Below are 12,652 nucleotides of genomic sequence, written 5' to 3' on the forward strand. Positions count from 1 at the left end.
TGCGCGCGGTGTGCGCGGGTGGCGGGGGCTCGGGTGACGGGGGCGGTCAGCGGCCGCGTGGGTGCCGCAGCCGCGCCGACATCCAGCGGGCGCGCCGGCGGATGATGCGTGGGATGCCCATCCTGCGGTCGGGCCCGGCCTGTGGCCCGCGCCTGCCCAGCTCGGGTGCCTCCGTGGCCACGAGCGCGGCATCGCCGTCGGCGCCGCGCTCCTGCGTCACATCGGTCACGTCCGTCACGTCACGGTAGTCGTGCGTCCAGCCCATACCGGAAGCTCTGCCCGGGCCCAAAGGTCGGTAATCGCCCATGGGTCCGGCAATTGGCCTATGCGCGAGGCAATTGGCCGTTCGGTGGACGGGTGTTCCGTCGCCCGGACGGCGGCCCCGCGACCGCCCGTCCGACGGCCCTCGCGCCCGTCCGCCGTCGTTCCCCGGCGCCCTTCCGTGCCGCCCTAGCGGTCCGGCTCGGGGTCCTTCAGCCAGCCGATGAGCTCCGCCGAGAACGCCGCCGGGTCCTCCTCGTGCGGGAAGTGGCCGAGCCCGTCGAAGAGCCGCCAGCGGTAGGGGGCCTCCACGTACTCGCCGGAGCCCGCCGCGCTGCGCGTCCGCATCACCGGATCGAGGGACCCGTGCAGATGCAGCGTCGGCACCCGGACGGGCCGCTTCATCCGGCGGTTGAACTGCATGCCGTCGGGGCGGGCCATGGACCGCACCATCCAGCGGTACGGCTCGATCGAGCAGTGCGCCGTGGAGGGGATCGACATCGCCCGGCGGTAGGTCTCGACGGCCTCGTCGTCCGGCAGCCGGGGCCCCGACCACTCCCGGATCAGCCGTCCCACCAGCGCCGCGTCGTCCGCGAGCAGCCGCCGCTCGGGCAGCCAGGGCCGCTGGAAGCCCCAGATGTGGGAGCTCGCGGCGCTCTGCCGGGGGTCGGCGAGCATCGCCGACCGCCAGCGGCGCGGGTGCGGCATCGAGGACACCACGAGCCGGCGCACCAGCTTGGGCCGCATCACGGCCGCGGTCCAGGCCAGATACCCGCCCAGGTCATGGCCGACGAGGGCGGCGTCCGGCTCGCCGAGGGAGCGGACCACCCCCGTGATGTCGAGGGCGAGGTTCGCCGGGTCGTAGCCCCGGGGCGTACGGTCGCTGCCGCCGACGCCGCGCAGGTCCATCGCCACCGCACGGAACCCGGCCTCCGCGAGGGCCGGCAGCTGATGCCGCCACGTCCACCAGAACTGCGGAAAGCCGTGCAGCAGCAGCACCAGCGGCCCCTCGCCCATCTCGGCGATATGGAACCGCGCCCCGTTCGCCGCGACGTCCCGGTGGGTCCAGGGACCCTCCGGCCGGACGACCGCCGCGGGTGAGGTCGCCGCCGTCACCGGGGCCGCGGGCGTCGCGGGCCGGCCGGGTTCGGGGGACGCGGGCGCTGCGGAGGTATCGGGCACCGTCATACGGTCGAGCGTGTCACAGATGCGTCCGTCTGGCTCGTGTCGGCCACAGGACGCGGGTGCGGCTTGACGGTGCCCAGCACGGCCGCGGTCTCCTTCGCCGAGGCGATGGTCCGCTCCGGCTTCGAGATCTTCTTGAACTTGGCGACGGCCAGCAGCCCGAGCACCGCCGCGATCACCAGATACGCGCCACCGGTGATCAGGAACGACCAGGCGAGCCCGAGCCCGAGATTGTGGATGCCGTAGGCCGCCGCGAAGCTGAGGACCGGCAGCGAGAAGAGCGCCAGGACACCGGCCGCGGCGATGGCGCCGCCGCCGATGCCGAGCCGCCGGGCGTCCTGCCGCAGCTCGGCCTTGGCCAGTGCGATCTCGTCGTGCACCAGCGCGGACAGCTCGGTGGTGGCCTGTGCCACCAGCTGGCCGAGGCCGCGGTTCGCGCCGTCGTCGGCTGCGCTCATCGCCTGCTCCCTCATCGTCGTCGGCTTCATCCTCCGCGGGGCTCCGGTCCGGCTGGTCCGGGCCTTGGGAGGAGCGCACCGCGAATGTAAAGACTCTCAGATCATGCCGGACCGTCGTCGCTGGTGGTGCGCCCTGCCGCCACTTCCGCCAGCTTCCGGTGCGCGGCCGCCTTGGCCTCGTACTTCGCGGCCATGCGCAGGTGGTACTCGGGATTGTCCTGCTCGTAGATGTCCGGGATGCCGTCCTCGTCCTCGTCGCGGTCCTCCTCCTCGCAGAGCTTCTTGTACTTGTTGTCGCGCAGTTTGAGGAGAGTGCCGGCGAGGACGGCGGCTATCAGCGAACCGACGAGCACGGCCGCCTTGACCTCGCCGGTGAGGACGGCGTCGCCGCTGAAGGCGAGCTCGCCGATCAGCAGGGACACCGTGAAGCCGATCCCGGCCAGGGAAGCCACGGCCAGCACGTCGGGCCACTTGAGGTCCGGATTGAGCTCCGCCCTGGTGAAACGCGCCGCCGCCCAGGTGCCGCCGAAGACACCGACGGCCTTGCCGACGACCAGGCCGAGGACCACGCCCAGCGTCTCGGGCCGGGAGAAGACATCGGACAGCGCCCCGCCGGAGACCGCGACGCCCGCCGAGAACAGCGCGAACAGCGGCACGGCCAGCCCCGCCGACAGCGGGCGCACCAGGTGCTCGATGTGCTCGCCGGGGGAGTGCTTCTCGCCGTCGCGGCGGGTGCAGCGCAGCATCAGGCCCATGGCGACGCCCGCGATGGTCGCGTGGACGCCGCTGTTGTACATCAGCGCCCAGTTGACGACCGCCAGCGGCACATAGACGTACCAGCCGCGTACGCCCTTGCGCAGCAGCACCCAGAAGACGACCAGGCCCACCACGGCGAAGCCGAGGGCGGCGAAGTTCAGCTTCGACGTGAAGAAGATCGCGATGATGAGGATCGCGAAGAGGTCGTCGACGACGGCCAGGGTCAGCAGGAAGGCGCGCAGGGCGGACGGCAGGGAGGTGCCGATGACCGCGAGCACGGCCAGGGCGAAGGCGATGTCGGTGGCGGTGGGCACGGCCCAGCCGCCCAGGGAGCCACCGCCGGCGGAGGCGGTCAGGGCGTAGACGATCGCGGGTGCGGCCATGCCGCAGAGCGCGGCGACGACGGGCAGGACCGCTGCCTTGGGGTCGCGCAGCTCACCGGCGACGAGCTCGCGCTTGAGTTCGATACCGGCGACGAAGAAGAAGATCGCGAGCAGTCCGTCGGCCGCCCAGTGCTGGACGGAGAGGTTCAGCCCGAGGCTCCCGGGGCCGAGGTGGAAGGAGCGGACCGTCTCATAGCTCTCGCGCAGCGGGGTGTTGGCCCAGATCAGCGCGGCGACGGCGGCGACGAGCAGCAGGACGCCGCCCACGGTCTCGGTGCGTAGCGCGTCCGCGAGATAGTTCCGTTCGGGCAGGGAGAGCCTGCCGAGGAAGACGGAACGCTGGTTCTTGGACGCGGCCACGGTGGTGGACCTCCTGGGGTCGGTCTGTCGGTCTGAAAACACACGCGTACACGTGTGCTGTGTTGCCGACCAGACTTCCCGGCGCGCCCTAGATTCTTGTCGCAATATTTACGCGACAAGTACTTACCTTAGCCGGAAAGAGTGAAGGGCGCCCGACATATTGTCGGACGCCCTTCACTCGCATGGGCTTTGACCTGCGGTTATGCAGGTGTTTTTCGGATCAGTCCTCGCTGGGGGCAGCGGGGAGCTTGGCCTGGATGAGGTCCATGACCGAGGAGTCGGTCAGGGTGGTCACATCGCCGAGGGTGCGGTTTTCGGCCACGTCACGGAGCAGCCGGCGCATGATCTTGCCGGAGCGGGTCTTGGGCAGCTCGGCCACCGGCAGGATCCGCTTGGGCTTGGCGATCGGGCCGAGCTGCTTGGCCACATGGGCGCGCAGCTCCTCGGTGAGGCCCTCGGCCTCGGCGTCCACACCGCTGCGCAGGATGACGAAGGCGCAGATCGCCTGGGTGGTCTGCGGGTCCGCGGCGCCGACGACGGCGGCCTCGGCGACCTTCGGGTGCGAGACGAGGGCGGACTCCACCTCGGTGGTGGAGATGTTGTGGCCGGAGACGAGCATGACGTCGTCGACGCGGCCCAGCAGCCAGATGTCGCCGTCCTCGTCCTTCTTGGCGCCGTCACCCGCGAAGTAGCGGCCCTCGAAGCGGGACCAGTAGGTGTCCTTGTAGCGCTGGTCGTCGCCCCAGATGGTGCGGAGCATGGCCGGCCACGGCTCGGTGAGGATCAGGTAGCCGCCGGAGCCGTTGGGCACCTCGTGGCCGTCGTCGTCGACGACGGTGGCTCCGATGCCGGGGAGCGGGGCCTGGGCCGAGCCCGGCTTGGTCTCGGTCACACCCGGCAGCGGGCTGATCATCATGGCGCCGGTCTCGGTCTGCCACCAGGTGTCGACGACAGGGGTGGTGTCGGCGCCGATGTGCTTGCGGTACCAGACCCAGGCCTCGGGGTTGATCGGCTCGCCGACCGAGCCCAGGATCCGCAGGCTCGACAGGTCGAACTTGGCGGGGATGTCGTCGCCCCATTTCATGGCGGCGCGGATGGCGGTCGGGGCGGTGTAGAGGATCGTCACGCCGTACTTCTGGACGATCTCCCACCAGCGGCCCTGGTGCGGGCTGTCGGGGGTGCCCTCGTAGAGCACCTCCGTGGCGCCGTTGCTCAGCGGGCCGTAGACGATGTACGAGTGACCGGTGACCCAGCCGACGTCGGCGGTGCACCAGAAGACGTCGGTCTCGGGCTTGAGGTCGAAGACGGCGTGGTGGGTGTACGACGCCTGGGTGAGGTAGCCACCGGTGGTGTGGAGGATGCCCTTGGGCTTACCCGTGGTGCCCGAGGTGTAGAGGATGAAGAGCGGGTGCTCCGCGTCGAAGGCCTCGGGGGTGTGCTGGTCGGACTGGCGCTCGACCAGGTCGTGCCACCACACGTCACGGCCCTCGGTCCAGCCGATGCCCTCCTGGCCGGTGCGGCGGACCACGAGGACGCTGCGGACGTTCTCGGTGCCGGGGCGGGTGAGGGCCTCGTCCACCGCGGGCTTGAGCGCGGAGGGCTTGCCACGCCGGTAGCCGCCGTCGGCGGTGATGACGACGCGGGCGTCGGCGTCGTTGATCCGGGTGGCGAGGGCGTCCGCGGAGAAGCCGCCGAAGACCAGCGAGTGCGGGGCGCCGATACGGGCGCAGGCCAGCATCGAGACGACCGCTTCGGGGATCATCGGCAGATAGATGGCGACGCGGTCACCCGCCTGGACGCCCAGCTCCAGCAGGGCGTTGGCGGCGCGGGAGACCTCGCGCTGCAGCTCGGCGTAGGTGATCGAGCGGCTGTCGCCGGGCTCACCCTCGAAGTGCAGCGCGACACGGTCGCCCAGCCCGTTCTCCACATGGCGGTCGACGCAGTTGTACGCCACGTTGAGCTTGCCGTCGGCGAACCACTTGGCGAACGGCGGGTTCGACCAGTCCAGGGTCTCGGTCGGCTCGGTCGCCCAGCTCAGGCGGCGGGCCTGCTCGGCCCAGAAGCCCAGCCGGTCAGCCTTCGCCCGCTCGTACGCCTCGGCGGTCACATTGGCCTCTGCGGCCAGACCGGCAGGCGGTGCGAAGCGGCGCTCCTCCTTAAGAAGGTTGGCCAGGCTTTCGTTACTCACGACATCTCCCTTTCCCAGGGGGCTCGTTACGTCCCGGCCATAGCTCATCAGGCTGGGACGCACCCTGACAAGGGGTGTGGACAAAAAGTGGTTTAGACCTTATGGAAAGCTGATGTGCCGAGGTCAGAGGGGGTGGTGCGGCCGACGGGACGCGCCGGGGGCATTGGACCGGAGTGCCGGACGGGGGTGCCGGACCGGGGCCGGACCGGGCCGATCGGAGCGCCGCGCCGGCGTGCCGGAGCGTGGGCCGAGGAGGGGTGTACGGCGCCCACCGGGGTGGGTCATACGGCGTACAGGACGGCGGGTCGTACGGCGGGTCGTACGGCGGTGAAGGTGCGCGAGCGCCGGTCCAGGACATAGGCCTGGGCCTCGCCCACATGGAAGTACATCCCCTGGAGCCGCAGCGATCCTTCGGCCACCCGACGGGCGACACAGGCGTGGGCCATCAGATGGTCGAGCTGCTGCAGGATGTTGACGAGCGCCAGCCGCTCGACGTCGTCCGCGACGGGACGGTCGGCCAGCGCCACCTCCCCACGCCCCAGCCGGCCGATCCGCTGCATCCGGGCGAGGCTGGGCCGGCCGTGCCGCAGCCAGCGGGTGAGCGGGGTCTGGTCGGAGACGAGGCCGTGGCCGGCAGGGGAGGCGGACAGATCCAGCAGGGCCTGCATCGCACCGCATCCCGAATGCCCGCAGACGGTGATGCTGCCGACCTTGAGCACCTCCACGGCGTACTCCACGGCGGCGCCGACCGAGTCGCAGCTGCCGTCGTCGCCGGGTGGGGGCAGCAGATTGCCGACATTGCGTACGGTGAACAGATCGCCGGGACCGCTTGAGGTGATCATGCTGGTCACCAGCCGGGAGTCGGCACAGGTGAGGAAGAGCTGACTGGGGCGCTGTCCTTCGCGGGCGAGCCTGGCCAGCTCGTCGCGGACCAGAGGGGCGGTGTCGCGCTGGAAGGCGCTCACCCCGCCCAGGAGTTGCTCGATCTCACAGGGCCCGGCCTCCTCGCCCGCGTGGTGGGCGCGGTCGTGATGGCGCCAAGGGGTCCAGGGGCGGTGGACGGGGGAACCGGCGGCGTCCGAGGCGGGCTTGGCGCCGCCCCGGAGGGAGCGGACGACCCCGGGCAGCGAGAGCAGCGCGGCGATCATCATGCCCACCACGACGCTCTGAAGCACTCCCAGCAGCAGCGCCGACCCGAGCGTGGCCACGTACATGGGGAACTCCCTGCGTCGCGACAACTCCTTGACCTGTGCGAGATCCGCCGCCCTGAGCCCCGCCGCGATGGCGAGGGCGGCCACGGCGGACAGCGGGACCAGCTCCGGCACCGCCGCCGGTAGCCCCGCGCACAGCAGCGCGCAGACCGCGCACACCACCGCGCCCGCGTGGGACCCGGGCCATACGGCGCCGGGGAATACCGCGCCCCGGGGGCGCAGCCACTCCTGGACGGGGGCCGGCAGCAGGGACCGCAGCGACTGGGCGCTCGCGGCGAGCGTGAGCGTCAGGACAGCCGCGAAGATCCCGAGCACCGGGCCGTCCGGCAGGCCGGGGAGCACCCGCGACTCCCAGGGAGCGAAGGAGATCCGGGGGGTCGTCAGGGGGAAGCACACGCCCATGGCCAGGACGAGCGCGGCGAACGGGGCGGGGACGAGCCGCAGCGACCGCCCTGCCCTGCCGGGCAGCCGGGGCCAGACCGTCAGCACCACCGCCGTGACCGCGGCTGCCAGCAGCGCGACGGCCAGGAGCGCGGCGGGTCGTGGCTGCGTCAACTCCCAGACCAGGGCCCGCACACCGGCCAGTGCGGACGGCTGAGGGCCGCCGCCCAGTACGACGGGTGCCTGACTGAGGACGATCGTCGCTCCCACACCGGCGAGCATCCCGCGCGCGACGGCGGGGCTGAACGCCGACGCCATGCGGGCCACCCGTGGGGCGCCGAGGGCGAGTTGCGCCAGCCCGACGAGCGCGATGACCCCGCAGGTGACCTGCCAGCCCTGGCGCTGGACCAGCTCCGCGGTCACCAGCACCAGACAGGCCGCCGTGCCCCCGGCCCGGGCCGGGGCGGCGCCGAACACCGCTCCGGCGATCCCGGCGACGGCCGCCGCGATCAGACCGGCCTGGAGGGGGACGCTCGCCGCCAGGGCGATCCCCAGGGAGAGGGGAACGGCGGCCAAGGTGACGGCGGCGGAGGTGGGGAGATCCCGGGACCAGGTGGACCGGCTCCGCCCACTGGGCTCATGGGGGCCGTCCTGGCGGAGCGCCGGGGAGGGAGGGGGCGTCTGGATCTGCTGAGCGGGCATCGTCGGTCCCGTCTTCTTCGTCGGGGCGGCGCGGTCGCGCTGGATGCGCGGCCGTGGTCACGGCGGGCAGCGGCGGGAGCGGCTGCGACGGACAGGTGTCCATCAACTCTCGGTAAACGGATCGTAATGCAGAGTAAAGGGCTGGCGAGGGAATGCCCGGACCCTTCCCCTGAACGAGCGAATAAGTATTTTTAAATGCCTGCCTCCTTTGTTCAGTTTTGCCCGCATGCGATGGTGGCGTCGCTTGAACGCCTGTCCGCCCCGTCGGACAGGCGAGTCGAACGGCGAGGTGGCTCATGGCTGCTGCATGGAGAATCGCACTCGGCGGTCTGACTGCCCTGGCGCTGGCCTCGGGGGCCGCGACGCCCGACGCACCCGCCGGCGGCCGGCGGACGCCGGCCCGTCCGCACCCGGCCGGGCGCCCGGCCCGGCTGATCGGTGATGGCTCCACCGCCGAGACCGGACCTCAGCCCGGACAGCCGGTCCCACGCCGCCTCGGCCCCGGTGAACGGCCGCCGCAGTTCGTCGTCTTCTCATGGGACGGCGCGGGCGAGGACGAGCAGAAACTGTTCTCCCACTTCCGTGCCGTCGGCAGGAAGTACCACGCGACCATGACCTACTTCCTCAGCGGCGTCTATATGCTCCCCGCCGCCAAGAGGAAGCTCTACGCCCCGCCCCGGCACCCCGCCGGCGCCTCCGACATCGGCTTCAACGACGTCAAGGGCGTGCGGGACACCGTGGCGCAGATGCGCGCCGCCTGGCTGGAGGGCAATGAGATCGGCACCCACTTCAACGGTCACTTCTGCGGCGCCCACGGCGGCGTCGGCACCTGGAGCAGCAAGGAGTGGATGAGCGAGATCCGGCAGGCGGAGTCGTTCGTCAGACACTGGCGGACCAACGCCGGGCTCAGATCGGAGCCACCCCTTCCGTTCGACTACGGCAAGGAGTTGGTCGGCGGGCGGGCGCCCTGCCTGGAGGGTCAGCGCAACCTCATCCCGGCCGCCAAGGCCATGGGCTTCCGCTACGACGCGAGTTCCATCGGCGGGCGGCAGGTCTGGCCCCGGAAGATCCGTGGCGTCTGGGACTTCCCCTTGCAGGACATCCCCGTCCCGGGCCGTGGCTTCGAGACGCTGTCGATGGACTACAACTTCCTCGCCAACCAGTCCGGTACCACCGCGGGTGAACCCGCCCGGCGGGAGGCATGGGGCAGACAGATGCGCGACGGCCTGATGGCGGGCTTCCAACGGGCGTACCGGGGCAACCGCGCCCCGTTCTTCGTCGGCGACCACTTCGAGTCCTGGAACGGCGGCACGTATATGCGCGCCGTCGAGAGCGTCATCAAGAAGGTCTGCGTGAGGGACGGCGTGCGCTGCGTCTCCTTCAAACAGCTGGCGGACTGGCTGGACGCCCAGGACCCCCGGCTGCTCGCGGACCTGCGCGAGCTGGAGATCGGCAAGGCGCCGAAGAACGGCTGGGCGCGGTTCTCCGGCGCCGCCGTCAGACGGGCTGCGCGGTAGCCAGCAGCGCCTCGTCCAGCACGAACGCGGGGTCGACCTGCGCCGCCAGATCGGCGCCCGTCTTGGCGTTGCCCCAGCTCTCCGCGTTCTTGAGGTGGAAGTGGACCATCTGGCGGGTGTAGCGACGCCAGTCGCGCCGCTCGTACGAGGCGTCCGCGGTCTCGCGCAGGACGCTCAGGGCCTGCCGGTTGGCCTCCTCCAGCAGCTCGAAACGGGGCGGGCGGCCCTTCTCCATGGCCCGCACCCAGTCGGAGTGGCCGACGGTGGTGAGCAGGTCGTCACCCACCTCGGCACGCAGGAAGTCGAGGTCGTCCTGCCCCTGCACCTTGTTGCCCACGACCTTCAGCGCGACGCCGAAGTCCCGCGCGTACTCCTTGTACTGGCGGTAGACGGACACACCCTTGCGGGTGGGCTCGGCGACGAGGAAGGTCACGTCGAAACGAGTGAACATCCCGGAGGCGAAGGAGTCGCTGCCCGCCGTCATGTCGACGACCACGTACTCGCCCGGCCCGTCCACGAGGTGGTTCAGGCACAGCTCGACCGCGCCGACCTTCGAGTGGTAGCAGGCGACACCGAGATCGGAATCCGTGAAGGGGCCGGTGACCATCAGCCGGATGGACGCGTCGTCGTCCAGCGCCACCTTGCGGGCGCACGCCTCGTAGACCGGATTGTCCTCGGTGACGCGCAGCAGCCGTGAGCCGTTGCCCGGCGGAGTCGTCTTGATCATGGTCTCCGCCGAGGCGATGCGCGGGTTGTCGCCGCGCAGATAGTCCTTGATCAAGGGCAGCCGCGCGCCCATCGCGGGCAGCGTGGCGGTGTCCACCTCGTCGAGCCCGAGCGCCGCGCCCAAGTGCTGATTGATGTCCGCGTCCACGGCGATGACGGGGGCATGGCCGGCGGCGAGGTGGCGGATGAACAGGGAGGACAGCGTGGTCTTGCCGCTGCCGCCCTTCCCCACGAAAGCGATCTTCATATTCACCAAGAGTAGGTGCAGGGGTGCGCGGAGTGATGGCCGTGAGTGAAGAGGACCACTCTTTCGGGGGGTGTAGACCCGAAGTGCGTAGTGTCTTACCCATGAGTACGACAGCCGATCCGCTTGCCGCCCTGGGGTCGCTCCCGGGCGTCGCCGACTCCGTGGAATCCGTACGCAAGGCGGTGGACCGGGTGTACGGGCACCGGGTGATGCGCCGCCGGAGCAATGAGGTCACCTCCGAGGCGGCGCTGCGCGGTGCGCGCGGCTCGGCCGCGCTGTCCGGCGCGGACTGGGCCCTCGAAGAGGTGCGCCGCCGCTCCGACTTCGGCGGTGAGGGGGAGCCGCGCACGGTGGGCGCGGCACTGCGGCTGACCGCCGAGGCGGGCCAACTGCTGAGCGTGTGGCGGCAGTCCCCGCTGCGGGTCCTGGCCCGGCTGCACCTGGTGGCCGCCGGCGGGGACCGGCCCGACGCCTCGGTCGGACGGCCGCGGCTGGCCGGTGAACCGGTGGCGGAGCCGCTGGTCGAGCTGCCGCTGCCGGGTGCGGACGAGGTCGCGGGACGACTGGAGGGGCTGGCGGGGCTGCTGATCGCGGGCAGCGCGGCCCCGGCGCTGGTGACGGCGGCCGTGGTCCATGGCGAACTGCTCGCCCTGCGGCCGTTCGGTTCGCACAATGGCCTGGTCGCGCGGGCGGCCGAGCGCATCGTGCTGGTGGGCAGCGGCCTGGACCCCAAGTCCATCTGCCCGGCCGAGGTGGGACACGCGGAGCAGGGCCGGGAGGCCTATGCGGCGGCGCTCGAGGGCTATGTCTCGGGAACCCCGGAGGGCCTGGCGGCCTGGATCGCGCACTGCGGCCGCGCCGTCGAGCTGGGGGTGCGGGAGAGTACGGCCGTGTGCGAGGCGCTTCAGCGCGGCGCCGCCTGACCCGCGGCCGCCGGGCCGGCCCGGCGTCGGCCCCGGTCCGCCTCATCACCCTTGTGGCGGACATGGGTTGCGGCGGTACCCGTACTGCTCCGGTACCGCCGCTGGCACGTCAGCCGGGTTACCATGCGTGCACGAAATTTGCCCATCAGGCCGGGGACTTCGCCCGCCACCTGGTGCGACTGGCCCGTAATCGACGGGTCGGCGTCGCGTGGGTGCCCGGCTTTCATGCGCGGTCCGTGGGGCCTTGGTGCGTGAGGGGCGTCCTCCCGGATGTCCCTGGTCTCGCGGGCCGTTAAGTCCTTTCTACTCCTGTCGCCGCGGAAGCGGAAGCCTAAGCCACAGTTCTTTTGCTTTTAGCGTCAAAAGCGGGCAAGGCGGGCATGGTCGAGCGACGACGATTGGCGAACCACATCAACCCCGCCGTGGCTGCCGCCGCGCCGATCGCGGCGGCCATGAGCAGCGCCGGGCGGGAGGGCATGGCCAGCGCGGAAATACGCTGCTTCAGACGCACGGGCCGGTTGAAGCAGAGGATCGGCCAGTCGCGTGACACCGCTTCCCGGCGCAACGCCCGATCGGGATTGACGGCGTGAGGGTGGCCGACCGCCTCCAGCATCGGAATGTCGGTGATCGAATCGCTGTATGCGTAGCAGCGGCTGAGGTCGTATCCCTCCGAGGCGGCCAGCTCGCGCACGGCCTCGGCCTTGGTGGGGCCATAGGCGTAGTACTCGATTTCACCCGTGAAGGCGCCGTCCTCGACGACCATCCGGGTGGCGACGACCCGGTCCGCGCCCAGCAGCGCCCCGATCGGCTCGACGACTTCGGCGCCGGAGGTGCTCACGATCACCACATCCCGTCCCGCGGCGTGGTGTTCCTCGATGAGCGAGGCGGCCTCGTCGTAAATGATCGGGTCGATGAGCTCGTGCAGGGTCTCCGCCACGATCTCGCGGACCTGCTGGACATTCCAGCCCCTGCAGAGGGCGGAGAGATACTGACGCATCCGCTCCATCTGGTCGTGGTCGGCTCCGCCGGCCAGGAAGACGAACTGCGCATAGGCGGTACGCAACACGGCACGCCTGTTGATCAAGCCGCCTTGGTAGAAGGACTTGCTGAAGGTGAGCGTGCTCGACTTCGCAATGACCGTCTTGTCCAGATCAAAGAACGCGGCTGTCCGAGGCAAGGAGTGGTTTTCCACGCCGCCGAGCATAGGGGCCCTCCATTCGGCGTAAGCTGAGGCGTGTGGGTTTGCCTGAGAAGGCTCTCGGGTACACCATGGAAGTCACGGATCGTTCGCGACCGTGTCTAACCCGGCCCGACTCCTCCCCCCCCGAGTCGGCCGTGGGGACGACCCCCGCTC

At 71.0% G+C, this 12,652-nt stretch carries 10 protein-coding genes; 2 read left to right on the top strand and 8 right to left on the bottom strand.

Features of this window, described 5'->3' with window-relative positions; genetic code table 11:
• Positions 1-46 precede the first annotated feature (46 nt).
• From K6I33_RS21710 to K6I33_RS21735, 6 genes are all read right to left on the bottom strand, one after another.
• A complete protein-coding gene (locus tag K6I33_RS21710) occupies positions 47-265 on the bottom strand; it encodes a hypothetical protein (RefSeq protein ID WP_229355535.1) in 219 nt (72 codons plus the stop codon).
• 185 nt (positions 266-450) lie between these two features.
• Positions 451-1,449, bottom strand: coding sequence for an alpha/beta fold hydrolase (locus K6I33_RS21715; protein ID WP_229355538.1), 999 nt, complete (start codon positions 1,447-1,449; stop codon positions 451-453).
• Positions 1,446-1,904 carry a phage holin family protein gene (locus tag K6I33_RS21720; RefSeq protein ID WP_229355539.1) on the bottom strand — a complete coding sequence of 153 codons (459 nt, stop codon included), beginning with the start codon at positions 1,902-1,904 and terminating at the stop codon, positions 1,446-1,448. Before K6I33_RS21720 ends, K6I33_RS21715 begins: the two co-directional genes overlap by 4 nt.
• Before the next feature lie 101 nt (positions 1,905-2,005).
• Positions 2,006-3,403, bottom strand: a complete 1,398-nt coding sequence (gene nhaA, locus K6I33_RS21725; RefSeq protein WP_229355541.1) for a Na+/H+ antiporter NhaA — start codon at positions 3,401-3,403, stop codon at positions 2,006-2,008.
• Between the two features lie 220 nt (positions 3,404-3,623).
• Positions 3,624-5,591: an acetate--CoA ligase gene (acs, locus tag K6I33_RS21730; protein WP_229355543.1), complete on the bottom strand. Its 1,968-nt coding sequence runs from the start codon at positions 5,589-5,591 to the stop codon at positions 3,624-3,626.
• A 281-nt stretch (positions 5,592-5,872) separates the two neighbouring features.
• Positions 5,873-7,885 (bottom strand): carbonic anhydrase, encoded by a 2,013-nt coding sequence (locus K6I33_RS21735; RefSeq protein WP_229355545.1) that lies wholly within the window; start codon positions 7,883-7,885, stop codon positions 5,873-5,875.
• 296 nt (positions 7,886-8,181) lie between these two features.
• Between K6I33_RS21735 and K6I33_RS21740 the strand changes: the two genes are divergently transcribed.
• Positions 8,182-9,402 (top strand): hypothetical protein, encoded by a 1,221-nt coding sequence (locus K6I33_RS21740; protein WP_229355549.1) that lies wholly within the window; start codon positions 8,182-8,184, stop codon positions 9,400-9,402.
• On the opposite strand, the gene K6I33_RS21745 is transcribed toward K6I33_RS21740, so the two are convergent.
• On the bottom strand, positions 9,383-10,375 hold the full coding sequence (locus tag K6I33_RS21745) for an ATP-binding protein (RefSeq protein ID WP_229355552.1): 993 nt from the start codon (positions 10,373-10,375) through the stop codon (positions 9,383-9,385). The genes K6I33_RS21740 and K6I33_RS21745 overlap by 20 nt on opposite strands.
• 101 nt (positions 10,376-10,476) lie before the next feature.
• Here K6I33_RS21745 and K6I33_RS21750 point away from each other — a divergent pair, with 101 nt between their 5' ends.
• Complete coding sequence (locus tag K6I33_RS21750) at positions 10,477-11,298, top strand: oxidoreductase (RefSeq protein WP_229355554.1); 822 nt, start codon at positions 10,477-10,479, stop codon at positions 11,296-11,298.
• A gap of 331 nt (positions 11,299-11,629) precedes the next feature.
• On the opposite strand, the gene K6I33_RS21755 is transcribed toward K6I33_RS21750, so the two are convergent.
• The gene (locus tag K6I33_RS21755; protein WP_229355556.1) at positions 11,630-12,502 is read right to left on the bottom strand and encodes an HAD family phosphatase; all 873 of its coding nucleotides are present in this window, start codon (positions 12,500-12,502) and stop codon (positions 11,630-11,632) included.
• Positions 12,503-12,652: the final 150 nt, after the last annotated feature.

The organism is Streptomyces sp. UNOB3_S3, assembly GCF_020740895.1.
Lineage (GTDB): Bacteria > Actinomycetota > Actinomycetes > Streptomycetales > Streptomycetaceae > Streptomyces.